General features: G+C 70.6%; 18 protein-coding genes. 7 read left to right on the top strand and 11 right to left on the bottom strand.

Annotated elements, in window-relative coordinates; genetic code table 11:
* Positions 1-19: 19 nt before the first annotated feature.
* Entirely contained in the window at positions 20-805 is a 786-nt protein-coding gene (locus tag VET29_RS02235) for a helix-turn-helix transcriptional regulator (protein WP_324913825.1), read from the bottom strand.
* A 271-nt stretch (positions 806-1,076) separates the two neighbouring features.
* On the opposite strand from VET29_RS02235, the gene VET29_RS02230 reads away from it, so the two are divergent.
* Both VET29_RS02230 and VET29_RS02225 read left to right on the top strand, forming a co-directional pair.
* A complete protein-coding gene (locus tag VET29_RS02230; RefSeq protein ID WP_324913823.1) occupies positions 1,077-2,042 on the top strand; it encodes a pentapeptide repeat-containing protein in 966 nt (321 codons plus the stop codon).
* A 281-nt stretch (positions 2,043-2,323) separates the two neighbouring features.
* Positions 2,324-4,345 (top strand): EAL domain-containing protein, encoded by a 2,022-nt coding sequence (locus VET29_RS02225; protein WP_324913821.1) that lies wholly within the window; start codon positions 2,324-2,326, stop codon positions 4,343-4,345.
* A 41-nt stretch (positions 4,346-4,386) separates the two neighbouring features.
* On the opposite strand, the gene VET29_RS02220 is transcribed toward VET29_RS02225, so the two are convergent.
* The 7 genes from VET29_RS02220 to VET29_RS02190 all read right to left on the bottom strand — a co-directional run bounded on the left by VET29_RS02220 (position 4,387) and on the right by VET29_RS02190 (position 16,203).
* Complete coding sequence (locus tag VET29_RS02220; protein ID WP_324913819.1) at positions 4,387-6,501, bottom strand: putative bifunctional diguanylate cyclase/phosphodiesterase; 2,115 nt, start codon at positions 6,499-6,501, stop codon at positions 4,387-4,389.
* Positions 6,502-6,788: 287 nt separating this feature from the next.
* Entirely contained in the window at positions 6,789-7,739 is a 951-nt protein-coding gene (locus tag VET29_RS02215) for an NADP-dependent oxidoreductase (RefSeq protein ID WP_324913817.1), read from the bottom strand.
* A gap of 178 nt (positions 7,740-7,917) precedes the next feature.
* A complete protein-coding gene (locus VET29_RS02210; RefSeq protein ID WP_324913815.1) occupies positions 7,918-11,412 on the bottom strand; it encodes a S8 family serine peptidase in 3,495 nt (1,164 codons plus the stop codon).
* A 219-nt stretch (positions 11,413-11,631) separates the two neighbouring features.
* Positions 11,632-12,606, bottom strand: coding sequence for an ABC transporter permease (locus VET29_RS02205; protein ID WP_324913813.1), 975 nt, complete (start codon positions 12,604-12,606; stop codon positions 11,632-11,634).
* Between the two features lie 32 nt (positions 12,607-12,638).
* Positions 12,639-13,664 (bottom strand): ABC transporter permease, encoded by a 1,026-nt coding sequence (locus tag VET29_RS02200; protein WP_324913811.1) that lies wholly within the window; start codon positions 13,662-13,664, stop codon positions 12,639-12,641.
* Positions 13,661-15,184: a sugar ABC transporter ATP-binding protein gene (locus VET29_RS02195; protein WP_324913809.1), complete on the bottom strand. Its 1,524-nt coding sequence runs from the start codon at positions 15,182-15,184 to the stop codon at positions 13,661-13,663. The genes VET29_RS02200 and VET29_RS02195 overlap by 4 nt, the downstream gene beginning before the upstream one ends.
* Complete coding sequence (locus tag VET29_RS02190; protein WP_324913807.1) at positions 15,181-16,203, bottom strand: sugar ABC transporter substrate-binding protein; 1,023 nt, start codon at positions 16,201-16,203, stop codon at positions 15,181-15,183. Before VET29_RS02190 ends, VET29_RS02195 begins: the two co-directional genes overlap by 4 nt.
* Before the next feature lie 101 nt (positions 16,204-16,304).
* Here VET29_RS02190 and VET29_RS02185 point away from each other — a divergent pair, with 101 nt between their 5' ends.
* Positions 16,305-16,988: a TetR/AcrR family transcriptional regulator gene (locus tag VET29_RS02185; RefSeq protein ID WP_324913805.1), complete on the top strand. Its 684-nt coding sequence runs from the start codon at positions 16,305-16,307 to the stop codon at positions 16,986-16,988.
* Positions 16,989-17,049: 61 nt separating this feature from the next.
* Here VET29_RS02185 and VET29_RS02180 read toward each other — a convergent pair whose 3' ends face one another.
* Positions 17,050-18,090, bottom strand: coding sequence for an LLM class flavin-dependent oxidoreductase (locus VET29_RS02180; RefSeq protein WP_324913803.1), 1,041 nt, complete (start codon positions 18,088-18,090; stop codon positions 17,050-17,052).
* A gap of 134 nt (positions 18,091-18,224) precedes the next feature.
* Between VET29_RS02180 and VET29_RS02175 the strand changes: the two genes are divergently transcribed.
* The 3 genes from VET29_RS02175 to VET29_RS02165 all read left to right on the top strand — a co-directional run bounded on the left by VET29_RS02175 (position 18,225) and on the right by VET29_RS02165 (position 21,203).
* Positions 18,225-18,893 carry a TetR/AcrR family transcriptional regulator gene (locus VET29_RS02175; RefSeq protein WP_324913801.1) on the top strand — a complete coding sequence of 223 codons (669 nt, stop codon included), beginning with the start codon at positions 18,225-18,227 and terminating at the stop codon, positions 18,891-18,893.
* A 112-nt stretch (positions 18,894-19,005) separates the two neighbouring features.
* Complete coding sequence (locus VET29_RS02170) at positions 19,006-20,637, top strand: long-chain fatty acid--CoA ligase (RefSeq protein WP_324913799.1); 1,632 nt, start codon at positions 19,006-19,008, stop codon at positions 20,635-20,637.
* 23 nt (positions 20,638-20,660) lie between these two features.
* The gene (locus VET29_RS02165) at positions 20,661-21,203 is read left to right on the top strand and encodes a cupin domain-containing protein (protein WP_324913797.1); all 543 of its coding nucleotides are present in this window, start codon (positions 20,661-20,663) and stop codon (positions 21,201-21,203) included.
* Between the two features lie 204 nt (positions 21,204-21,407).
* Here the strand turns inward: VET29_RS02165 and VET29_RS02160 are convergent, their stop codons facing one another.
* Positions 21,408-22,133, bottom strand: a complete 726-nt coding sequence (locus VET29_RS02160; protein ID WP_324913795.1) for a cytochrome b/b6 domain-containing protein — start codon at positions 22,131-22,133, stop codon at positions 21,408-21,410.
* Positions 22,123-22,569 (bottom strand): hypothetical protein, encoded by a 447-nt coding sequence (locus tag VET29_RS02155; protein WP_324913793.1) that lies wholly within the window; start codon positions 22,567-22,569, stop codon positions 22,123-22,125. Before VET29_RS02155 ends, VET29_RS02160 begins: the two co-directional genes overlap by 11 nt.
* Before the next feature lie 598 nt (positions 22,570-23,167).
* On the opposite strand from VET29_RS02155, the gene VET29_RS02150 reads away from it, so the two are divergent.
* A complete protein-coding gene (locus VET29_RS02150) occupies positions 23,168-24,436 on the top strand; it encodes a LuxR C-terminal-related transcriptional regulator (protein WP_324913791.1) in 1,269 nt (422 codons plus the stop codon).
* Positions 24,437-24,441 lie beyond the last annotated feature (5 nt).

Raw genomic sequence — 24,441 nt, 5'->3', positions numbered from 1 at the left:
AACCCGCCAACTTTGTGTGCTACTCGGCGCGGTCGCGTAGATCGGCCTGGTAGCGCCCTGGGGTCTGCCCCACGACGGCGGTGAACGCCTCGATGAACGTCGACGGGTTCGACCAACCACAGGTGATCGCGGTGTCGGTCACGGAAACGCCGTCGGTGAGCCGGATCAGCGCGTGGTGGATGCGCAGGATGGTGCGCCAGCGGTGAAAGCTCATGCCGAGCTCCGCGTGGAACAGGCGGCTGAGCGTGCGTTCGCTCGTCCCGGCGATCCGCCCCAGCTCGGGCAGGGTCGTGTTGTCGCCGGGGTCGGCATGCAGGAGATCGCTGACGGTGCGCAGGCGGTCGTCGCGTGGCTCGGGCAGGTGCAACGACTGCTCGGGAATCTCGCCGAGCTCGTCGAGCACCACCGCACGCAACCGCCGTTCGGCGCCGGCGGACTTCGCGCCACGGCCGGTCAGCGCCAGGATTCCCTCCCGCAGCAGTGGAGACACCGCGAACACGCAGGGATACCCCACCAGATCGCCGCACTCGTCGGCCGGGACGGCGAGGATGCGGGCGTCGGTCCTGCCGTGGAAGCGATGCGAGTGCCGGAAACCCGGCGGCGTCCACGTGACCCGGTTGGCGGGCGCCACCCACGTCCCGTACTCGGTCGTGGTGGCGAAGGCGCCGGCCGCCGCGTACACCAGCTGCCCGTCGGGATGGGAGTGGCTTTCCAGGTGATAACCGTGCGGGAGCCAGCCGCCGCCCTGCGGTGTCGTCCCGTCCGGTATCGCGGACGGAAAGGAAGGCTGGCGGGTTTCCTGCATCAGCGGCCAGCCTACCGGCGGTAGGGCACGCCGCGCCAACGGAACCATCGCCGTCGGAGCGTCGAAAGACGCGACGGCGAGTGGGCCTGTGGATCTACTGTCCGCGCCGGAAATCAGGCAACCAGTTCGGCGGCCCAGCTTCCCGCTGGCGGCGTTGCCGGTTCGCCCAGGTACGACCCGGTACGAGAACGCACCGGCGCCTTGCCAAGCAGAAACCTGGATCCACCGACTTAATCACCGCATTCCCGGCGCGGGACACTAGGATCTCGCGGTGGCTTCGACGAATCCCCGGCGTGACCAGACCACCGGACTGTGGTCGATCAGGAGACACCTCGTCGCGGTGGTCCTGACCGGGCTCGGCGTGTTCGCCGTGGCCGCGGTGTCGCTGTGGCTGGCGTTGGGGCTGCCGGCGGCGCCGAGCCCGGACACCAGGCTGAACATCATCAAGCTCGCGTTGTCGGTGGTGGCGGGTGTCGGTGGAGTCGTGGCGCTGGTGGTCGCCTACCGCAAGCAACGGATCGGCGAGGTTGCCGAGGCACGCGAACACGTCAAGGTCCTGAACGAGCGCTTCGCCAGCGCGTGCTCCCAGATCGGCCACGAGATGCCGGCCGTCAGGCTCGCCGGGATCTACGCCATGGCCAGCCTCGCCGACGAGTGGGTCGAGCAACGTCAGGTCTGCATCGACGTGCTGTGCGCCTACCTGCGTCTCCCCTATGAACCCGCGGTGGACTCACAGTGGCAGCACGACGAGGAGTCCGAGGTGCGCCTCTCGCTCACGGCCGTGATCAGCGACCGTCTTCGCCCCGGCGCGCCGGTCAGCTGGCAGGGACACGAGTTCAACCTGGTCCGGGCGGTGCTGCGGGCGGCGGACTTCGCCGACGTCCAGGTGACCGGCGGCCGGCTCCTCTTCAGCCTGGCGCGGTTCCCCGCCGGAAGGATCGCGTTCGACGGAATGCGGGTCAGCGGCGGCGAGGTCTGGTTCGGCGGCGCCGAGTTCGTCGGCGCCACGGTGAACTTCGACAACGCCGAGTTCAGCGGCGGCCGCGTCCGGTTCGACGGCGCCGCCTTCAACTGCGGTGAGGTCACCTTCCGCGGCGCCAAGTTCACCGGCGGCGAGGTCGACCTCTCCGAGGTCAGCATCGAGGACTACACCGCGCCACCCGTGTTCGACGAGTGGCAGACACCGCCACCGGGACTTCTGCTGCCCAACGCCACCTCCCACCCGGTGGACGAGTGATGCCCGGTATCGGGTAGCCGGCCACACAGCGGTAGAGGATCACGCGACCAGGCATGGCGCCGGAAATTGACGACCCCGGAATTCGGGGCGCGTCAGCGTGACCGACGAGTTCATGGCGGACGCGGCCAGCACTTTTGTCCCCGTCGGGGCGTGCTCTTTCCGCCCGATCCCGCACCGGATTCTTCCCGAGAAAGACACGACCGGGGGATGTCATTGATGGCGCGAATGAACTGCCGTAGGATCATCGACCGCTCGCTGGTCCGCTCGGGAAAGAGAGTTGCATGGGGAAATGGGACTTATCCGGGGTATCGGCCGGGAAGATCGACCCGGATAAACCGGCGGACAGATCCACCATCGCCGACGGGTGGCGCGCCGCGGTCGCCGATCTGGTGTCCGGCGCCGATCTGCCGGCGGAGCGAATTGTGCCAATGGTGGAACGATTGTGTGCGTGCGCCGAGGCGGCGACGTTCAGCGCCGACGACCCCTTCGACATTGGCCGTCAGCTCGCGGAGCTGGGTTTTTCCGTCGACGCGCTGCGCCGGTCGGTGGAGTTCCTCGCGGCCGGCCTGCGGCCGCCGTCAATTCCCGAAAACACCGCGCGGACCAGAATCGCGCAGCTGCTCGCCGCGCTGACCGAGGGATACCTCGACCGGGAAACAACGACCGCGCACGCGCTCGCGACGGTCTTCGACAACTCCGCCATTGGTTTCGCCCTGGTCGACGACGAGGGCACGGTCCTGCGGGTGAATCCCAGCCTGTGCGCGCTGGCCGGCCGCACCGCCGGAGAGCTGCGCGGCAGCGGCGTCGCGGCATTGTTCGTCGCGGACGGACCGGCTGTCGAGGGTCTCTGCGGTGGGCGCGTCGTCCGCACCGAGGCACGGTTGGCCGGCGACGACGGCGAGTCGACGGCCGTGCTGCTCGAGGTGACGCCACTCGGTCCGACGCAACGGGCGCTCGTCACGGTGAACGTCGCCGACACCCGCTCGCTGACCGACGCGCTGATCCGGCAGAGCCTCGGCGACGTGGTGACCGGACTGCCCAACCGCCAGCAGTTCACCGCCTGGCTCGAACGGGCGTGCGCCGGCGGGGGTGCGGGCACGGTCGGGTTGGTGCACTTCGACGTCGATGGCTTCCACGTGGTCAACGATGCGCTCGGGCACGATGTGGGCGACCGGGTACTGCGGTCGGTGGGTCACCGGCTCAGCGACGCGTGCGAGGGGCTCGGCCGGGTCGCTCGCACCGGTGGTGACGAGTTCACCGTGCTGGTCGAGACCCCGGAGAACACGCTCGCGTTGGTCCGCCTGGTCGAGGAGGTCGACGCGTTGCTGGCCGAGCCCGTGTACCTCGACGACGCCGGGATCGGGTTGACGGTCAGCACCGGCATCAGCGTGTGCCGGGTCGTCGGTGCCTCGCCGACCGAGCTGGCGCGCACCGCGGAGGTGGCCGCCCGGTGGAGCCGCGAGGACGGTCGCGCCCGCTGGACCCTGTACGACCCAGCGCGGGATGCCCGTGAGCGGGACCGGTTCACCGTCGCCGCCACCGTGGCCGGCGCGATGGGGGAAGGTGAGATCGAGGTCTGCTACACGCCGGTGTTCTCCCTGGCCGCTCCCGAGGTGGTGGCGGTCGAGGCGGCGTTGCGGTGGAACCACCCGGAGCGCGGCCCGCTGACCCCGGCGCAGTTCCGCGAACTGGCCGAGACCACCGGCAGCACCCTTCGCCTCGGCTATCTCGTCCTCGACGACGCGTGCGCGGCGGGTGGGCGCTGGCTGGCCGAGTTCGGCGAGCGGGCGCCCGTCGTGGCCGTGCGGCTGAGCCACCGGCAGTCCAAGGAACCCGAGCTGGCGGCGTCGGTCCGGCGGGTGCTCGACCGGGCGGGACTACCGCCCGTTCGCCTCCAGCTGCTGGTCGGGGACGACGTGCTGATGGCGATGGACGAGGACCAGCGGGAGGAGCTGGAGAACCTCGTCGCCGGCGGGGTCACCGTGGTCCGGGAGCAACGCGGCGGCGGCCGGTTCGACGCGCTGGCCGGTTCCGGCGTGCGGCTGGCGGGCATCAAGGTCGACAGCACGGTGGTCGGCGCGCTCGCCGAAGGCGCGGACCCGGTGGTGCGCTCCGCCGCCGTCGGCATGCTCAAGTGGGCCAACCACAACCTGGGCATGGACGTCTACGCCGAGGGCGTGACCACCGCGGACCAGGCGGAGACCCTCGCCCGGCTCGGCGTCGTCGCCGGTCTCGGCCCGCACTACGGCGAGCTGCTCACCGGGGAGGAGATCCACACCCTGCTGCGAACCGGACCGTCCTGACCGTCCTGACCGTCCTGACCGGGACGGACCAGCACCGGCGGCTACTTGTTCGTGGTGTGCAGGAGAGTCCGGAGCTCGACCGCCGGTACCGGCCTGCTGAAGTGGTAGCCCTGCGCCAGCGGGCAGCCCGCGCCGGCGAGGAAGTCGGCCTGTGACTGGGTTTCGACGCCCTCGGCCACCACGGGCGTGTCCAGCACGGCGGCCAGCTGCAGAACGCACTCGACGATGCCCTCCGCGGTCGGCGCGGTGCCCAGCTGACCGATGAACGACCGGTCGATCTTGATCAGGTCGAACGGGTGGCGCTGGAGGTAGCTCAGTGACGAGTACCCGGTGCCGAAGTCGTCCAGCGCGACATGGACGCCCAGCTCCCTGACCTGCCGCAGCAACGTCAGTGCGGCGGGCCGGATCAGCGCCGACTCGGTCAGCTCCAGCGTGAGCCGGTCGGGAAGGAGGCCGGACTCGTGCAGGGCGGCCGCGACCGAGTCGACGAAGTCGACGGTGTGCAGCTGCCGCGCGGAGACGTTCACGCTGACCCGGACGGTGAAGCCCTCCGTCGCCCACTCCGCGGCCTGATGGCACGCACGCACGAGGGCCCAGTCGCCGAGCGGCACGATGAGACCCGTCTCCTCCGCGACCTCCACCACCGGACCCGGCGGCAGCAGGCCCTTCTCTGGATGGTGCCAGCGAATCAGGGCCTCCGCGCTGACGACCCGGCCGGTGTGCAGGTCGACGATCGGTTGGTAGAACAGCACGAACTGCTCCTCGGCCAGCGCCTGGCGCAGGTCGGCCTCGGCCTGCTGCCGTGCCAGCAACGCGGTCCGCAGGCCCTGGTGGAACAGCTCGACGCGGTTGCCGCCCGCCCGTTTCGCCACGTACATGGCCGTGTCGGCGTCGCGCAGGAGGATCGCGGCGGTCGAGCGGTCGTCGCCGCCGGCGAGTGCCGCGCCGATGCTGGCCCTGACCACGGTCTGGCGGCCCGCCACCGGGACGGTCTCCCCCAGCGTCGCCAGAACCCGTTCGCCCAGGCCGATCAGGGTCGCCTCGTCCGCGGTCTCGACGAGCACGGCGAACTCGTCGCCGCCCAGCCTGCCCACCACGCCCGCGTCGGCGACCGCGCGCTCGATCTGCTTGGCCACGGCGATGAGGCAGTCGTCGCCGGTCGGGTGGCCGTGGGTGTCGTTGACGTCCTTGAAGTCGTCCAGGTCGATGAGCAGCAACCCGGCCTTCGCCCGGGCCAGCGCGGCCCCGAGCAGGCCGGTGAGGTGCGCCCGGCTGCCCACCCCGGTGAGGTCGTCCCGTTCGGCCCGGTCACGCAGCTTGTCTTCCAGCGCCTTGCGCTCACTGATGTCCACGAACGCCAGCAGGAGTCCGCGCTCGGCGGTCACCGACGCGGTCGCGGGCATCTCCCCGGCCTCCACGGTGACCGTACGGGTCTGGCCGTCGGCCGGGCGGTAGACCCACTCGCCGGTCCGTTGTTCCCGGATCCGGTCCAGACACCCGTGCGGACACCGCGCGGCGTCGGGGTGGTGTGGACACGGCATCTCGTGGTGCACGCCGGTCCACTCGAACAGGGCGCGGGCCTTGTCGTTGCACCGCTCGACCGAGTCGGCGGGATCCAGGACGACCAGCGCGACCGGGCTGTTCCGCAGGATCGCGTCCAGCCGCGCGCCCGCCGCCTCGGTGGTCCGCAACGCGGCCCTCGCGGTGCCTACGGCGGACACGGTGTCGCCGAGCGCCAGTGTCCCGATCACCAGTCCTAACAGGGGAGTCAGGCTCGGCCCGAGCCGCTGCGGGTCGACCTCGCCGCCGTTGTCCACAAGCAGCGCCCACAGCGCGCCGACCAGGTAGCCGGTGAACGCGGGCGCGGCACGCGACGCGTACGGCCCGAGCCGGCCCGCCGCCGCACGCCGGGTGGTGGCGCCGAACAGGAACCCCAGCATCGGCTCCGGTGTCGGCAGCACGAAACACCCCAGCGTGACCGCCAACGCCTCGATCGCCACGAGCCACCACGAGCCGACCGCCCGCCGGGACGCCCACCAGCCCAGTGTCACCAGCAGTACCGTGGCCTCGACGGCGCGTCCCGCCACCGGCCCTGGCGAACCGAGCACCGCGCCGACCGCGGCGACGGCCGTGAACCAGGCGAAGAACTCGGTCAACCGACGGGTTCGTCGCAGCCCGAGGTCCACATCGTCACCTGAGGAACCTGGGGACACGACGGGTCTTCTCCACTCCAGCCACAACACCGGCAGGCGGGACACTAACCGCCGGGACGCGACCGCACCAGCACAACGGCCGAACACACCCGACCGGCCGAACTCCACCGTCCCGGACTACCCGCCGCGGACACCCGCGAACCTCGCGGGACGGCTCCGGAAGGCCACGAACCCCCAAGCCGCCGGCCGGCACCCTACCTTCCGCGGCCGTGGCGCACTCGACAACAGGCTCAGAAGGCCGTGAAATCCAGCACGAGACGGCCACGCACGCCGCCCTCGGCCAGCCGCCGGTGCGCCTCGGCGGCCTGGTCGGCCGGTAGCACGTCGGCCACGCGCAGTGTCAGTTCGCCCGTACTTGCCTGGTCCCGCAGGCGAAGCAGGCGAGCGTGGTCGGTGGCCCCGTCGCTGACCGAGACCGGGTGCAGGTGGATGCCGCGGTCGACCGGACCCCGCCAACCGCGGATGACGGCCAGCCCACCGCCGTCCCGGATCGCCGGGAGCACCAGCTCGTGCAGCATCGCCCCGTCGAGCACGGCGTCCACTCCGTCCGACGCGAGCGCGCGGAACCGGTTGGCGACGTCGTCGCCGCGTGGCACGACCTCGTCCGCGCCCAACGAGGTCACCAGCCGCGTGTCGGCGGCCGAGGCGTCGGCGAGCACGCGCAGCTTGTCGGTCCTGGCCAGCTGCACGGCGTACCCGCCGAAGGCACCGGCCGCGCCGGTCACCGCGACGGTGCCGCCGGCGGGCACGGCCAGCAGGTCCAGGGCGATCCGGGCGGTGAGGGCGTTCATCAGCAGTGTGGAGGCGGCGGGGAAGTCCACACCGGACGGCATCGGCACCACCGATTCCGCCGGTACCACCACGTGCTCGGCGTAGGCACCCCCGCGCGGGCCGTAGGCACGCACGATCGCGACCACCGGGTCCCCAGGACGGAGCGAGGTGTCGGTGTCCGGACCGATCGCGTCGACGACGCCCGCCGCGTCCATGCCCGGCACGTAGGGACCCGGACGGCCGCCGAACGCGGCGCGCACGAGCCCGGCACGCAACACGGTGTCGGTGGGGTTGACCGCCGCGGCGTGGACGCGAACACGCACCTCGCCGGCACCCGGCTCCGGCACGGGCAACTCCAGCACCCGCAACACCTCGGGTCCACCGAACTCGGTCAGACCGATCGCACGCATGAACACCGTCTCCCCTGGAGGTCCGTCGTCGACGACAGGTTAGCCGGGCGCCGGCACCGCGCGTCGCGCACGCCACCGGGCCCGTGACCCGCACCCACGGTGCGATCGCCTGACGTGCCGGGGAGCACGCCGGGTGCGGGTCACGAGCCGCGCTACGTGCGCGGGGCCCTACCCGGCATCAGCCGACCTCGTAGGCACGGACCACGGTCATCGCGACGGTGTTCCCGTCCGTGTCGGCCGCCCTGGTGCGCAACGAGACGAAGCCGTCCGCCGGGTTGTCGAGCAGTGCCCGCCACCGGTCGCCGGCGCGGGAAACCGTCGCCTGGCGCCAGGTCGCGCCGTCGTCCGTGGAGAACTCCAGCATCACGGTGCTGATCGTCGCCTGGCCGTCCTGCCTGCTGACCGTGAGCGGGACGACCACCTGGCCGGACGGCACCCGGTTGGTGATGTCCACCGGCGGTTCGGCACGGACCGACAGCAACGGCAGCGGGACGTTGAACGGACCCTGCCGGTAACCGGACTCGAACGTCCACTCCGCACTGACCTTCGTGGACAGCGGCCACCAGGGCTGCTCCCTGGCCACCTCGGTCACGAGTCGGTAGTCGTGCGTGTTCTGGCCGACCCAGAACGTTCCCCTGCCGGCCACCTGCTGGGTACCGAGCAGCTTGCCGTCCTGGTAGATCGTGGTGAACCCGGAGCTCGTCTCCTCCAGTTCGGGCGCCGAGGCATGGCCGTCCGCGTCGGTGAAGAACGGCACGGTCACGTCCACCATGTCGTTGCGGCGGAAGGCCCACGGGTGGTCACCGAACAGCGGGTCACTCGTCCCGCCGGTGAAGCCCGGGCTGAGCACAACGCGATCCCACGACAGCTGTGTCGTACTGCCCGCCGCCACGGTGACCTGCGTCTCCCGCCCGTCGAGACCGTTGTGGACGCGCAGGGTCCAGGTGCCCGGCGTGAAGTGCTCGACGCGTTCCCGGCCCGGGGTGACAGGGGAGCTCCACGTCAGCCCGACGGGTTCGAGCGGGGTGACGTAGGACGCGGTGACCTGCATCGTCGTGTGCTCCGGCTGCCCGTAGTAGCGGGTCCGCACGGACGCGAGGTCCGCGGTGCGCACGGTGCGGGCGACATCCGCCGGGATGGCGCCGTCGCTGGGGTAGGTGAGCTCGTAGCGTTCCGTCCCGCCTTCCCGCGACGTCCAGGTGACCTCGCCGCCGTCCTTCGCCAGCGCCAGGAGCCGGTCGGTGTACCTGGGATGGACGTACAACACGGGAAAGCCGCTGCGCCCGCGCGCCTTGCCCGACGAGGACAGGGTGACCGCCACCGAGGCCGCCCCGGATGCCGCCACCGCCGCGATTCGCTGGTCGATGTCCTCGACCTCGTCGTCCTTGCTCACCCGGAGGAGGACCATCTTCCCCGCGGTGTCCACACCGGACAGATCCTCCGGCGTGCCGCGTCCGCCGTCCACGACCTGCTCCCGGCGGGTGCCGTACGACGGCTGGGTGGCCCACCAGGTCACCGGGATCTCGACGCGTGGGGTGGTCTCGGTGAACATCTCCATCGCCGGGTCTTCCAGCCGGTAGGAGTCACGGTAGTGGAACGCCGGGGAGGTCACGCCGGGCGGCGAGTAGACGTACATGGTGCTGAACCTCGGATCCTGTGGGAAGACCGTGCCCGACCTGTCGGTACTGCCGGGGTTCTGCACGGAGACACTGGTGTCCCACAGGCCCGCCCGGACCGCCGGCTGGTCCACGGCCACCGACACCCGTCGCGCCTGCCGCGCGTCCAGGCGCACCGCGGTGTCCCGGGTCAGCTCCACCACCGGCTGGGCCAGCAGCACCACCTCACCGGACGCGTTGGCGAAGGACACCCAGAACGAGTACCTGCCCCGGGGCAGCCGGAGCGGGGCACCGGGCCGGGGCCACAGCCTCTCGGTGGTCTCCTGGTTCACCAGGGAGATCTCGTAGTCCGTGGTCGGGGCGCCGGTTTGGTCGAGCACCGAGATGTCCAGGTCGTAGCTCTCGCCCTCGTCCTGCACGGACACCGGCGTCCGGGTGGCGCGGCCGTCCGCCGCGGTCGCGGTGAGCACGCCGCCGTACCGCCCGGGCCGCGCGGACCTCGGGGTCGTCGTGATCGTCACCGGCGCGCTCTGCCCCGCGGCGATGGTCAGCTCGTTCGTCGACAACGTGGCCAGGCCGGCGGGCGCGCCAGGGAGGTCCAGAGCGAGGGACAGCGTGATCGCGTCGGTGCCGGTGTTCCGGTAGGTCACCACGTCCGCGTGTGGGTCGGTGTCCGGCCACGTCAGGTTGGCGCTCACGGCCGAGGGCGACACCAGCACGGGCGACGAGATGGCATGCGCGATGTCGACCCGGCCGGCGCCGACCTCGTACGCACCGGCGTCGACATCGGCCGCCGTGGACACCAGCGCGGCCTTGAGCTGGGCGCCGGTCCAGTCCCGATGCTGCTCGGCGAGGATGGCCGCGGCGCCGGCGACGTGCGGGGACGCCATCGACGTGCCGGACATGCTCACATGTGTCCCGTGGGCCTGTGCGGCGACGATGTCACTGCCGGGTGCCGCGATCTCCGGCTTCATGGCGGCGTCCACCGCCCGCGGACCACGGGTGGAGAAGTCCGACACCGCACCGGTCTTGGTCGTGCTGGCGACCGTGAGCGCCGCGTCCGCGGCGGCGGGGCCGCCCATCCCGGACCTGGTACCCGAGTTGCCGGCCGCGACGACGAACAGGGTGCCGTAGGTGGCGGAGAGCTCGTTCACCGCCTGGGAGACCGGGTCGGTGCCATCGCTGTCGACGCCGCCGCCGAGGCTCATGTTGACGATCCTGGCGTGCTGGTCGGCCGCCGCCCAGCGCATGCCCGCGATGATGTCGTCGAGCTGGCCGGAGCCGGTGTCGTCGAGCACCTTGCCGATCGCGAGCCGCGCACCCGGCGCGACACCGCGGTACGTGCCGTCGACGCTGGCGATGGTCGACGCCACGTGCGTGCCGTGGCCGTCCTGGTCGTCGGTGTCCGGGGTGTCGGAGAAGTTCCTTGCCACCGCCACCTTTCCGGCCAGGTCCGGATGGCCGGCGTCCACCCCGGAGTCCAGCACGGCGACCGTCACGCCCTCCCCGGTGAGCCCGGCCTGCCACGCGGCCGGGGCGCCGATCTGCGGCACGCTGACGTCCAGGGACGCGGAAAGCTTGGCGTTGAGCCAGATCTTTCCGCCGGTCCCGGTCAGCTGCCGCCAGGACTGGGTCTTCTTCGGCGCCCGCACCGACGCGAGGCCGAGCTGGTCGAGCTTCCGCTCGGCCCGCAGGCCGGCCGTCTTCTCGACGAGCAACGGCGTGGCGTCGGTGTGTGCGTCGTCGTAGCCCTGCCGCAGCAGACCGGTGACGTTGAACAGCTCACGGTCGAGCCGGCCGCCGGCCACCAGCGGCTCGGCATCGCCCGGGATCACGTACTCGTCGCCGTCGCGGGTCATCGTCGTGTACGGCACGGGGTGTTCCCGCGCCGCGGGCGTGATGGCGAGGTCGGCGGTGACGACGTCCCCGGTGATCAACGTGACCCGCCCGCCGGACGGCTCGGCCGTGGCCGGCGCCGCGGCCACCACCGGTGGCGAGGCCGCGACGACCAACCCGGCCAGCAGGGTCAGCACGCAGGCTGACACGCGTGTACGCACGTAAGCGTCCTTCCGTTCGTGGATCCCCCGGACTACTTACGCGCCCGATGTGCGCACGGGTTGCCGGCACGCGGCACTGATCGCCGGCCGGTTCCACGAAGGAGATCTCCACGCGGCACGGGACCATCGGAAGGGACTCGGCCGTGCGCGAGCCCGCCCGGAAGTGCGGCGCGGACGAACAGCGCCGCTACGCCTCGGCCACTGTGGACGTCGTCGCCGTCATTCTTCTCCGGTGGTGGCGGCGGGCGTTCGCGGGGCGGCCCGACGGTTCCTGAACCCGCGCGACAGCGTCTGGTGCAAACCGGGACTCTCGATGGCCACGATCACGGCCAGCAGTGCGGCGTAGAGGAGCTGGGTCGAGTAGTCGGGAATGGCGGTGACGGCGACGATCTGCGCGAGCAGTGCCACCGACAGGGTCCCAGCCAGCAGACCGGTCGGCGTGCCGCGACCGCCGGCCAGCGAGACGCCGCCGAGCAGCGCGGCGACCGCGGCGAGGATCAGCGGCTGGAGGCCGGGATCCGGGTTGGCCGACGCGAAGCTGTAACTGAGCAGGGCCCCACCCAGCGCGGCCAGCGTGCCCGACGTGGTGAAGATCCCGACGAGCCGTCGCTCGACGCCGACGCCCGCCACCCGGGCGGCCCGGCGGTCGCCGCCGATCGCGCGCAGCTCACGCCCCAGCTTCGTGAAGCCGAGCAGGAGCGCGGCCATGACGAAGGCCGCGAGCGTCAGCAGGCTCCTCGGCGAGAAGACGCCGGCGACCGTCTGGTCGACCCACAGCGTCGCGTCGCTGTTGGGGTAGGTCTTGCTCAACCCGCCCGACAGCGCGTACGTCAGCCCCAGGAGCGCGATGTAGGTCGCCAGCGTGACCGGCATGGAGGGGATGCGCAGCCAGGCGATCAGGCCGCCCTGCGCGATCCCGACCGCGGCGCCGCCCGCCATGGCGACCAGGACGCCCAGGACCGGGGAGGTCTGGCCGAACTCCACGGCGAGCATGCCGCCCAACGCGTAGGTGCCCACGACCGACAGGTCGAACTCGCCCGCGATCATCGTGATCCCGATCGCGAGGGCCAGCAGGCCGAGCTGCGCGAAGCCCTGCAACGCGTTGTAGACGTCGAACACCGCCAGTGGTCGGCCGCTGAGCGCGGGACTGCACAGGAAGGCCACCAGGACGAGCACGAGCGAGACAGTCGGCATGAGACGGTCCGGTCGAGACAGTCGCCGCCGGATCATCGTGAGCTCCTCGTGGTGCGGACGTGCACGGTGATGACGACGACCAGCACGAGAACTCCCTTCGTGAGGATCTGCACCCCGGTCGAGAACCCACGCAGCAGCAGCACGTCGGAGATGGCGGAGATGAGCAGGGCGCCGCCCAGCGTCCGCATCGCCGAGCCGTGCCCACCGGCGATCGCGGTACCGCCCACGAGAACCGCGGCGATGGCGTCGAGCGTGAGGGTGCCGCCCAGGGTGACGGTCGCGGAGGTGTTGAACGACGCCAGGAAGACCCCCGTGATCGCGGCACACGCGCCGAAGAACGCCCACGCCAGCACCGTCACCCGGCCAACGGGCAACCCGGCCGCGGTCGCCGCCGGCCGGTTCTCCCCCACCAGGTACAGCTGCCGGCCGGCGGTCGTGCGGGTCAGCACCCACTGGGCCACCACGGCGGTCACCAGCAGCACGTACACCGACAGCGGCAGGCCGAGCGGGGTGGCGTTGAGGACGTCGAACGCGTTCCCGCTCGGGTAGACCGGGGTCCCGCCGCTGAACCAGGTGGCGCCCCCACCGATCGCGAACCCGGTGGCGATGGTGAGCACGATCGGGTTCGCGTTCCAGTAACCCACGACCGCACCCTGCAACGCGGTGACCGCGACACCGGCCGCGACGGCGATCAGCGCCGCGACCCACAGGCCGAGGTCCTGCGTGGCGAGGAACAGCATCGCCACCACGGTCGCGGTCTGGGCGGTGGCCAGTGACACCACGGACCCGGCGATCATCACGAGCGTCGCGCCGATGGCCGTGATGCCCACGAACGCGGTCGAGGCGAGGATCGCGCGCACGTTGTCGACGGTCGCGAACCGGGGGGTCGTCACGGCCAGTACGACGAGCGCCAGCAGCAGGACGGCGAGCCCCACGCCGGCCACGGTCGGCCGCCGGCGGGCTCGCGGCGGGGACGGTCGCGGTTCGGCGTCGCCCGGCGGCGGCGACGCGGTCGCCGCAGTCGCCGCATCGCGCGAGGAATCGTTGCGAGTGCTCATGTTCCGTCCGCCTCACGGGTCATGTCACGCATCAGGAGCGCCCCGTCGACGTCGCCCTCGTACCGGCCGACCACCTGGCCGTCCCGCATGGTGACGATCACGTCGCCCAGCTCGAGCAGCTCGTCGAGCTCCGTGGACGCGAAGATCACGACGAGCCCGCGTTCGGCCGCCTCGCGGAGCAGCCGGTGGATCTCCGCGCGGCCACCGACGTCCACCCCGCGGGTGGGCTCGTCCAGCAGGAGGACGTGGACGTCCGCCCGGCCGAGACACCGGCCGACGAGGACCTTCTGCTGGTTTCCCCCGCTCAGCGCCAGCACCTCGGCGTCGAGCCGCTGCCCCGGCAGTCCCGACTCCTGGGCCAGTGACAGCGCGGCGCGGCGCTCCCGGCGTGGCCGCACGACCCCGGCCCGCGCGAGGCCGGGCAGGCGGGTGGCGAGGAGGTTCCGTTCGACCGACATGCCGAGGAAGAGTCCCTCGGACTTGCGGTCGTTGGACACGAAGGCGAGGCCGGCACGCGTGGCGCGCACCGGGTCGCGAAGCGGAACGGGCCGGTCGTTCAGCTCGACGGCACCGGTCGCCTTCGACTGCAACCCGGCGAGCGCGCGCAGGACGTCGGAGGCCCCGCTGCCGAGCTGCCCGGCCAGCGCGTGGACCCGGCCGGCGGGCGCGGTGAGCGTGAAGTCCACCAGCCGCCCCGGCACGTGCAGATGCTCGATCCGCAGTGCACGGTCGTGTTCCCGGTCGGGCTCGCGCGTGACCGACAGCCGACGGGGCGCCGCGCCGAGCATCCGCACGATCAGCTCGTCGACCGTCAGGTCCCTGGCCGGGCTCGTGGCGACGGTGCGGCCGTCGCGCAGGACGGTCACGGAGTCACACAGCTCCAGCACCTCGGACAACCGGTGGGACACGAAGATGACCGAGCAGCCCAGGCCGGCGACCCGCCGGATCGCGGCGAACACGTGCTCGGTCTCGGCATCGCTGAGGGTCGCCGTCGGCTCGTCGAGGATCACCAGGCGCGCGTCCTGGCTCAGCGCCTTCGCGATCTCCACGAGCTGGCGCTCGCCGATGCCGAGCGCCGCGAGCGGCTGGTCCGGGTCGATGTGGGCCAGGCCCATGTCGTCGAGGACCCGCCGGCACCGCGCCACGGCCGCCCGCCTGCGGTTGACGAACGGCGCGGCGACGTCCCCGAGGAGCATGTTCTCCAGGACGGTCAACGCCGGCACGACTGAGAGCTCCTGGTCGACGAGCGCGACACCCATCCGCTGCGCGGCCCGCCTGCTGTGCGGCTCCACCACCGCGCCGTCGATGACGATGCGCCCGCCGTCCGGCGCCAGCTGCCCGGACAGCATCTTCACCACGGTGCTCTTGCCGGCTCCGTTGTGACCGCACAGGGCGTGGATCTCGCCGGCCCCGACCGTGAAGGAGACGTCCCGCACCGCGGGCACCCCGTTGAAACTCCTGGCCAGTCCCTCGACGCGGAGGAAGGCGTCGCGGGACTGACCGGGCTCGGGTGCGCTCACGCGTGGCTGCACTGCTCGGCGAACTGGTCCACGTTCGCGGCCGTCACGCGCTCCTCCTTGACCGTCTCGGTCCTCGGCGGGTTCTCGCCCTTCAGGAACCGCGTCGCGTAGTCGGCGGACTGTTCCGCGATCGTGCCGGGGTCCTCGGTGGCCGTGCCGTACAGCTCGCCCGCCTTGACGGCGTCGATCCCCGCCTTGAAGCAGTTGCTGCTGGTGACCACCAGGCCGTTCTTGCCGCCGACCGGGAACCCTGCCTGCTTGGCGGCCTGGACGATCGGCAGGGCCATGTAGTCCGCCATGCCGTACGCCGCCTGGACGCCGTCCCGGCCGTACTTGGCCAGGAGCTGCTGGGCGATGTCGCCGGACAGCTTCGGGTCCCAGTTGGCGTCCCGTTCCTCGATGACCTGGTACTGCGGTGCGGTCGCCATCACCCGGTCGAAGCCCGTCATGCGGTCCTGGGTGACGAGCATCGACTTCGTGCCGGTGAGGACGATGATCTTGCCGGATTCGCGGCCCTGGGCCTTCAGGCCCTCGATGATGTTCTGGGCGGCGAACTCGCCGAGCTTCGTGTTGTCCGACAGCACCCCCATGACGTCCCCCGCCACCGACGGGTCGGTCTTGCCGTCGACGGCGAGCACCGGGATCCCGGCGGTCCTCGCCTTCTTGATCGGCACGGCCATCGCCTGGGTGTCCAGGACGGCCACGACGAGGAGGTCCGGCCGCTGGGCGACGGCCTGGTTGAACTTCTGGACCTGCGTGCCCGGGTCCATGGTCGTCATGTCGGTGATCTTGACCCCGGTCGACGCCAGCTGGTCGGTGAACACCTTGTTGAAGTACGCGCCCCACGGGTTGGTGCTGCCGTAGCCGACGAGGGCGATCGTCTTGCCTTGTAATGACGAGGAGCCACCGCCCGGTGACGAGGAGCTACCCGCGTTCCCGCCACAGGCGGTGGTGAGCAACAACGTCAGCCCGAGGGCTCCGGTGAGTAGTGCGCGACGAAGCGGGCCGATACGGAACATGCGCTCTCCTTTGAGCCGGCTACTGACTAAGCGCATAGTTATTCGGTAGGGTGCCGGTGTCAAGGCTCAACGTCGACCTGACGAAGAGGACGATCACGCGAATGGCCAGACGGCAAGCCCGCTTCACCATGCGGGACCTGGCGGAGAACCCCTGGTTACAGGACCATTCCGCCGACCTGTGGAACGAGGCGCTCGGGGAGGTGCCGCGCGGCCTGCTGTCCTCGGCCGTGCGGTGTTTCGCCTCGAACGGCTTCCACGCCACGACCACCCGTGACATCTGCGAAGGCGTGAACCTCACCCCCGGCGCGCTCTACGTGCACTTCCCGGCCAAGGAGCTCGTCCTGTTCGAGATCATCCGCACCGGTCACGAGCGGGCGCTGACCCACACCCGCGATCCCGAGGTCCTGGCCTCGGCGACCTCGGCGGACCGGCTGCGCGCGATCGTGTCGCGGCACACCGAGTGGCATGCGCATCACCACGTGGCGGCGCGGGTCTGCCAGTACGAGCTGGGCGGTCTCACGCGGGAGCACTACGACGAGGTGCTCGAGCTGCGCCACCGGACCAACGGTCTCTTCCGGGACGCCGTCGCCCACGGCGTCGCCGACGGGTCGTTCGCGCCGGTCGACGTCGAGCGGGTCACCCGCGCGATCCTGTCGCTGTCCATCGACCTGGTCCGCTGGTACCGGCTCGAGGGCACGGACTCACCCCAGCAGCTCGGCGAGTTCTACGCCGACCTCGCGCTGGCGATGGTCACCCGCGCCGGCACCGCGGCCGTCCTCGACTGATTGTGCGCTTAGTCATCCGCCCGCCGGACCCGTCCGGCCGGGCGGGGGCCGCGTCCGCGGCTCACAGGCCCGCCCATTCGGCCAGTTCCCGCTCCGGGTCGACGACGGGCTGGATGACGATCTCGTCGATGCCGGACTTCTCGAGCGTCGCGATGCGCTGGGTGAGCTCGTCCCTGGTCCCGACGAGTCCGAGCTTGTCGACGAGGGACGGCACGACGAGGTCCCGGTCCTCGGCGAAGATCCGGCCGAGGTAGTTGGTGTACAGGCTGAAGTGCCGGTCGTCCGCCGTGGCGGTGGTGCCCCGCCGGTCCAGGAGGCGCTGGACCGCGTCGCGTTCGTCCTCGGTCAGGCTCTCGGCGAAGGACGGGTTGTCGGCCGCGAAGGTGAGCAGCGCCATCGCGACGTGTCCCATCGAGTCCCGGGACAGGTCGCTGTCGCGGGCCTCGCCGTCGTCGAGCACGTGCAGGGAGGTCATGACGTAGGACTCGGACCGACGCTCGTGACCCGCCTTCTCGGCGGCGGCCTCGCGGGTGGCGGTGAAGGCCGACCAGGCGTCGGGGTCGAGCAGGCCGAAGGAGATGGTGCCCGCGCCTCGGCGCCCGGCGATCTCGGCCGCCTTCAGACCGAAGGCGGCCACCACGAACTCCACCGGGTCCTCGATGTTCACGTAGGGGCCGATGTGCAGGAACCGGACGTCCCGTGCCCGCTCGCCTTCCCGGTACTCGGTGGTGCCGCCCGCGAGCAGTTCCTGGAGCTGGCGGGTGAAGCGGTCCAGCTCGGCCATCTTCGCCGGTTTCATGCCCAGCGTGCGCCGCGCGGTGTTCCCTGTGCCGACACCACAGATGATCCGGCCGGGCGCCAGTGCGTTGAGGCTCGCGACCCCCGCCGCGGCGGCCGGCGCGGCGCGCAGGAACGGGGAGGTCACCCCGATGCCGAGCTTGATACGGCTGGTGGCCTTGGCACACAGGGCGAGCCCGACGAAGGGATCACCGTTCACCATGGGGGTGTCGTAGACCCAGAAACTGTTGAACCCGAGCTCCTCGGCCCGCACGGCGAGCTCTTCGACTCCGGGCCGCGCGGTGACGACGACGCCTTTCCGCATGGGGTACTCCTCATCGTTGAGTATGGTGTACTAAGCGCATAGTTACTGAGGTGTTCGAGGGCGTCAAGGCCCGGGCACCCACGCCTGGCTCGACAGGTAGAGTCCGCACGCAGGATCGAGGCGAAGGGCTGGGGATGGCCACAAAGAGGGGGCCGCGTCGTGGCGGCGTCCCCGCGATCACACCGCCCAGGAACGGTTCCGACCGCCTGTGGGACGACGACCTTGCGGACGTGGCCAAGGCGCTGCTCAGCTCGGCCGTGGACTGCTTCGCCGACAAGGGTTTCCACGGCACGACCACCCGGGACATCACGACCGCGATCGGCCTCACCCCTGGCGCGCTGTACGTGCACTTCAGCTCGAAGGAGGAGGTGCTGTTCGAGATCGCGCGAAGCGGCCACGCCCGCGTGCTGGAGGAGCTCGAATCCGCGCCCCCCACGGGAAACGCCGACGCACGACTGCGTTGGCTGGTCGCACGTTTCGTCGCATGGCACGCGACCCACCACACGGTGGGCCGGATCTGCCAGTACGAGCTCAGCCAGCTGGAACCGGAGCACTACGCGCAGGTGCTGGACCTGCGGGGCCAGATCAACGCCGTGTTCCGGGACGCCGTGCACCGGCGGGTGGACCCCCGGCGTTTCACCGACCAGGACGTCAACCGGGTGGCGCGCGCGATCCTTTCGCTCGGCGTCGATCTCGTGCGCTGGTACCGGATCGACGGCGCGGACTCCCCGAGCTGGCTCGGCGAGTTCTACGCCGACCTCGCCATCCGCATGACCGACAGCCCCCGAGCCGCCACGGCCTGACCGTCACCGGCCGAGTTCCTCGCCGCCGGCCTCCTCCGGTTGACAACCGCTCACGCCTTGATGACTATGCGCTTAGTAAGCTTTGTCTGCCAGGGGACGAAGGTGTCACCGGATGCTGGGTCTGATGCAGGATCGCCCGCTGTCGCTGCCGATGCTCGTCAGCAGGGTGGAGCAGGTGTTCGCGCACAAGCGGGTCGTCAGCGCCGACATCGCCGGCGAGACCACCGCGAGCTGGGGAGAGGTGTGCGGGCGCGCTCGCGCACTGGCCCAGGTACTCGACCGCCTCGGCGTGCCCGGGGACGCGCGGGTGGGCACGTTCGCCTGGAACAGCCGCCGACACGTCGAGCTCTACCTGGCGGTGCCGTGCTCGGGCCGTGTCCTGCACACGATCAACCACCGCCTGTTCGGCGAGCAGCTCCGCTACATCGTCAACGACGCGGCCGACGACGTCCTGTTCGTCGACCGGTCCATCCTGGCCACGATCTGGCCGCTGGTGGACGACTTCCCCACGGTCCGCCACATCGTCGTGATGGACGACGGCGACCCGACGCCGGTACCGGACGACCCGCGGGTGCTGGACTACGAGCGGCTGCTCGCCGAGGAGGCGCCGCGACCCGGCGGCTTCGCCGTCGAGGACGAGAACCGCGCCGCCGCGCTGTGTTACACCTCGGGCACCACCGGCAACCCGAAGGGCGTGCTCTACAGCCACCGCTCGATCGTGCTGCACGCGTTGCTGCTGACGATGACCGACACGTTCGCACTCGGCGAGCGTGACGTGGTGATGCCGATCGTGCCGATGTTCCACGTGAACGCGTGGGGGCTGCCGTACGCGGCGATGGTGTGCGGCGCGGACCTCGTGCTGCCCGGACCGATGATGCGGCCACCGGCCCTCGCCGCCCAGATGGCGCGGCACCGCGTGACCTTCGGCGGTGCGGTGGCCACGATCTGGCGTGGCCTGCTGCCCGAGCTGGACCAGCACGACCTGTCGGCCCTGCGGATGGTCGTGTGCGGCGGCGGCGCGGTCGACGAGGCGCTGTCCGAGGCGTACCAACGGCTTCTCGGCCTGCCGATGACCAACGCCTGGGGAATGACCGAAACCAGCCCGGTGGTGACCGTCTCGCGGGTGTCCACCGCGCACGATCATCTGACGCCGGAACAGCAGCGCGAACTGGTCGGCACGCCCGGCCCGCCGGTTCCGCTCACCGAACTGCGGATCGTCGACGACGGCGGCGCGGAGGTGCCGTGGGACGGCACCACACCGGGCGAGCTACAGGCGGCGGGGGCGACCATCGCCTCGGGGTACTTCGGTGCCCAGCCGGCGCCGGAGGCGTTCACCCCGGACGGCTGGCTGCGCACCGGGGACGTCGCCACCATCGACCAGCTCGGCTACGTGCGCATCGTGGACCGCTCGAAGGACCTCGTGAAGTCCGGCGGCGAGTGGATCTCCTCGGTCGACCTGGAGAACGCGATCATGTCGCACCCGCACGTGGTCGAGGCGGCCGTCATCGGGGTCGACGATCCGCGGTGGGGTGAACGACCACTCGCCTATGTCGTGCCGCGACCGGAAACCCAGCTCACCGCGGACGACATCCGCGAACACCTCCGCGACCGGGTCGCGCAGTGGTGGATCCCGGAGAAGGTCGAGTTCCTCCCCGAGATCCCCAAGACCGCCACCGGGAAGTTCTCCAAACAGACCCTGCGCGCCCGCCACCGCGAGGACACCGGTCCCCGGACCGACCAGTAACCGACACGAAGGAGCCACGATCAATGGCGATCCAGCCGCGTCTCATCGTCACCGGCCGCGAGGCCGACGGCACCTCGGTGTTCGTCACCGACGAACCGGGCCAGCCCGTCATCGTCGGAGCCATCCCCGGCTCCGAGTTCTACCTGCTGTGGGGCACCGAGGACGGCACCGCCACCGTCGGCACGGAACCACGGCAGCCCAGGTTGGTCCCCTTCTTCCCCGGCGCCGGCGGCACCAGGATCCTGTTCCTCCGCTGGGCCCCGGAGTCCTCGGCGCCGGAGCAACTCGGTGACCCCGACCAGCTCGCCGCCGAGGCCGACGAGAAGCTTCCCGGTCTGATGGAGGTGTTCGAGCCGGACAGTCCGGGTATGCACACCACCGACTCGGTCGACTACGGCATCTGCCTCGAAGGCGAGCTGCACCTGGAGCTCGACAACGGCAAGGAAATCAAGCTCACTCCCGGGGCCTGTGTCGTCCAACAGGGAACCCGCCACGCCTGGCACAACCGCAGCGACAAGCCCGCGCTCATGTGTTACGTCCTCGTCGGCGCCGAACGAACCTCCTGACACGGCGCGTACACAGCGCATCCACGGACTCTCGCGTTGTCGCGCGGTGCTGATCGGTGGTTTCACCGATCAGCACGAGTGCGGCGAGCGTTCGCGCGACAGGCCGAACCGGACGCACGGTCGAACGACGGTGCATCAGCCCATGCCGCCAGGGGGACGCCTCCCCTGGGTAGCTCGGGGAGGCGCGATCCCTTGCGGCGCCGGTCACCTGGGCGGCCTGCGATGCGCTCGTACCCGTGGCCGACCGGACCTGGGAGGCACGGACTTCGCCCGTTCCCGTTCAAGCCAGGCCGGCCACAACCGCTCCGCGACCCGCGTGCGCAGCCGGCCGCCGAGGTGCATGGCACGCCAGACGCCGCGGTAGCCGGGGAGCAGGCCGGCGGCGATGACGATGTGGCCGATGAGCACGGGCGTGAGCAGATACGTGGACCACCGGTGAATCCGGTTGAACCAGACGAACTCCGGGCCGCCGGACACCAGGACGAGCCCGACACCGCTGACGACGAGCGCCACCAGCAACAGGATCATCACCAGGTTCATGACCCGCTGGCCCGGGTCGAAGTGGCCTTCGTGGCGTGGGAAGCGCCCGGTGAACACCGCGCCCGGCCAACGGAGGAACCAGCGCAGATCCGTTCGGCGGAACCGCGCCGAGTCGACCAGCAGGGTCCGTACCGCCCGCCGGCCCAGCACCACGCCCAACACCGCCAGGCCGGCGAGGCCCCAACCGGTCCACGTGTGCAGCTCGGTGTCCGACACGTGCGTCAGTCGGGACACGACACTGGGGTCACCCTCAGCGCCGAGCGTGAGCCACCAGCCGGTGAACGACAACAACAGCACGGTCAGGTATGTGCCGGCGTGGAACCAACGGGTCCTGGTGTTGTTGCGCCGCACGAACTCCGGCGGCGCCTTCCGTTCTCGCTCAGTAGCCACCGCCCGTCCCGCCGTCGTCCGTCCCGCCGTCGTCCGTCCCGCCGTCGTCCGTCGGCTGTCCCCCGCCGCCACCGCCGGTCTGCACCTTGATGCTGGTGTCGAACCCGGCGGGCGAATGGTCGGCGTTGCGCAGCGAGATGTCCAGCTCGTGCTCGCCGGCCTTGAGACCGGCGAGCGCCGGCGACGCGTCGGTGACCTTGACGTTGTCGGACTCGATTACCTCGTATTTGCTGTCGTCACCGTCAAAGTACAGATGCACGTGATGTTTCCCGGACTCCGTCGGTCCCAGTTCCACGCTCGAATCGAGGCGCAACGTGAACGGGATCGAGATCGACGATCCGTCGGTCGGCTCTTTGATCGTGACCTTCTGCCCGCTGCCGCCACTGCCCGCGCCGGCGGCATCACTGCCGCAACCAGTCGCCCCGACCAGCAGCATCGCGGCGAGAGTCGCCGATATCCTGAGCCGTTTGTTCAACCTCGCCATCAGTGTCCTCCTCTCGACAGGTGGATCCGTGCACCAGGCACTACGCGGCAGTCGGGATAAGGGTTCACGGCCCCAAGGATTTCGGTTTGCAACGGAATCGATTCCGGTGTCGGAAGCAACCCCCCGACCGGGCCGGCGGCCGGGCGCCGGCGTCGGGAACACCTACTCATCGCTCCGATGTGGACACTCGCGAAGGTCGATGTGGACGAACGATAAAGCAAGGTGAGGAACGATTTCCGGCCCCAACAACCAAGTCTGGCGCCGGCGACGCGGACGCCGGTCCGTCGTGCGACCATCGGTCCGGACTGTGGACGACACCGTCCGGAATGAGGGCACCGTCTCCCCGCGGATCCGTACCTGGGTGCGGGGGGAACCCCTAGGGGAAAACGTGTTTTGTTCTGCGCTGGTCGATCTTTCCCCGTAACCACACTTGTGCGATCCTGTTAAAGGGGAGTGAATCGCAGGTCAGCGGGAACCGGGGTGGTGCGCTGGGGACAAGCACGGTGCCATGCGCGGTACCCGTTCAGGATTTATGAACCGAGGAATCGTCGTGGCTGATGAGCCTTCGTTGACCGTTGTCCTCCAGCATGACAACCGGCTGATCCGTGAGATGCTCGCCAGGCATCTGACGCGTGAACCGGGCATCACCGTCGCCGGCACGGCGACATCGGGGCCGGAGTTGGTCCAACTCTGCAGGATTCGAAGACCAACCGTCGTGGTGTTCGAGGCCGACGCACCGCGGTGGAGCAACGAACGTCTGGTCAAGCTGCTGCTGCAGGGCAGCAGTCCGATGCGCATGGTCGGTGTGCACGACGCGTTGCCGGCCGCGTACGTCATCCGCGCCTACCAGGCGGGTATCGGCGCGATGGTCTCCTACTCGGCCGGTCTCGACGCGTTGCTCGACGCGATCAGGACTCCGTCGTTGCCGGTGGAGATCGCCCGCCAGACAGGAACCAACGGGCAAGCGCTTACCGAGCGGGAGACGCAGGTGCTCTACCTGATCAGCGCCGGGTTCCCGCCGAAGGTGGTCGCGGTCGAGTTGGGCATCAGCCTGCACACGGTGGAACACCACAAGAAACAGATCTTCGCCAAGCTCGACGTCCACAACCAGGCGCATGCCGCCGCGAGCGCCGTCCGCCTCGGCCTTCGGCCGCCCGCTGTCCCACTGCAACGAGGCGAGTCCCGCACGTCCAAGCGACGGCGCGGTCTTCGGGTCGTGCTCGGCGCTCCCGCCGGCCGGCTCGCCGACCGCGTTCGCGAGATCCTCAGCGAGCAACGCATCCCGGTGCTCGGCGGCGCCGACGGTCAACAGGTCAACGATGCCGACAACAACACCCTCATCACCGTCCTGATCGACCCGAGAGAGCCGGAAGGATCCTCGTTGGAGGGCAGGCGCAACGGCCGGCACGTCTTCGTCGAAAGCCGGGAGCTACGGCATTCCCAGATCACCAGGTCGTTGGCGAGCGGCATCTCGACCGTCCCGGCGTCCCGGGTCGACGACCTGCTGGTGCCCGCGGTTCGTGCCGCGGGACACGGCTACGTGCTGGCGAACTCGACCTACATCCGTGCCCTGTTCGGACCGACCCGGTCCGACTCCACGGAAGGTTGGCGGCGGTGGGAGCTCGCGCTCACCCCGCGGGAGAAGGAGATCCTGATCTCCGTCAGCCGGGGGCACGCCACCAAGCAGACCGCGCGGCAGCTCGGGATCTCCATCCGCACGGTGGAGAACCTGCAAAGCAATCTGTTCAGGAAGCTGCGTGTGCACAGCAGAGCGGCGGCACTGGTCGCCGCGCACGATCTCGGCCTGCTCGACGAGTGAGGAGC

This window comes from Actinophytocola sp., from assembly GCF_035634895.1.
Classification (GTDB): Bacteria; Actinomycetota; Actinomycetes; order Mycobacteriales; family Pseudonocardiaceae; genus Actinophytocola.
The sequence above is the reverse complement of the archived record's forward strand: the minus strand, read 5'-3'. Positions and strand labels throughout refer to the sequence as shown.

Coding starts and splice junctions, on each gene's coding strand:
- VET29_RS02235 (WP_324913825.1), bottom strand. CDS start 805: ATGCAGGAAACCCGCCAGCCTTCCTTTCCGTCCGCGATACCGGACGGG.
- VET29_RS02225 (WP_324913821.1), top strand. CDS start 2,324: ATGGGGAAATGGGACTTATCCGGGGTATCGGCCGGGAAGATCGACCCG.
- VET29_RS02215 (WP_324913817.1), bottom strand. CDS start 7,739: ATGCGTGCGATCGGTCTGACCGAGTTCGGTGGACCCGAGGTGTTGCGG.
- VET29_RS02205 (WP_324913813.1), bottom strand. CDS start 12,606: ATGCCGACTGTCTCGCTCGTGCTCGTCCTGGTGGCCTTCCTGTGCAGT.
- VET29_RS02200 (WP_324913811.1), bottom strand. CDS start 13,664: ATGAGCACTCGCAACGATTCCTCGCGCGATGCGGCGACTGCGGCGACC.
- VET29_RS02190 (WP_324913807.1), bottom strand. CDS start 16,203: ATGTTCCGTATCGGCCCGCTTCGTCGCGCACTACTCACCGGAGCCCTC.
- VET29_RS02185 (WP_324913805.1), top strand. CDS start 16,305: ATGGCCAGACGGCAAGCCCGCTTCACCATGCGGGACCTGGCGGAGAAC.
- VET29_RS02180 (WP_324913803.1), bottom strand. CDS start 18,090: ATGCGGAAAGGCGTCGTCGTCACCGCGCGGCCCGGAGTCGAAGAGCTC.
- VET29_RS02175 (WP_324913801.1), top strand. CDS start 18,225: ATGGCCACAAAGAGGGGGCCGCGTCGTGGCGGCGTCCCCGCGATCACA.
- VET29_RS02170 (WP_324913799.1), top strand. CDS start 19,006: ATGCTGGGTCTGATGCAGGATCGCCCGCTGTCGCTGCCGATGCTCGTC.
- VET29_RS02165 (WP_324913797.1), top strand. CDS start 20,661: ATGGCGATCCAGCCGCGTCTCATCGTCACCGGCCGCGAGGCCGACGGC.
- VET29_RS02155 (WP_324913793.1), bottom strand. CDS start 22,569: ATGCTGCTGGTCGGGGCGACTGGTTGCGGCAGTGATGCCGCCGGCGCG.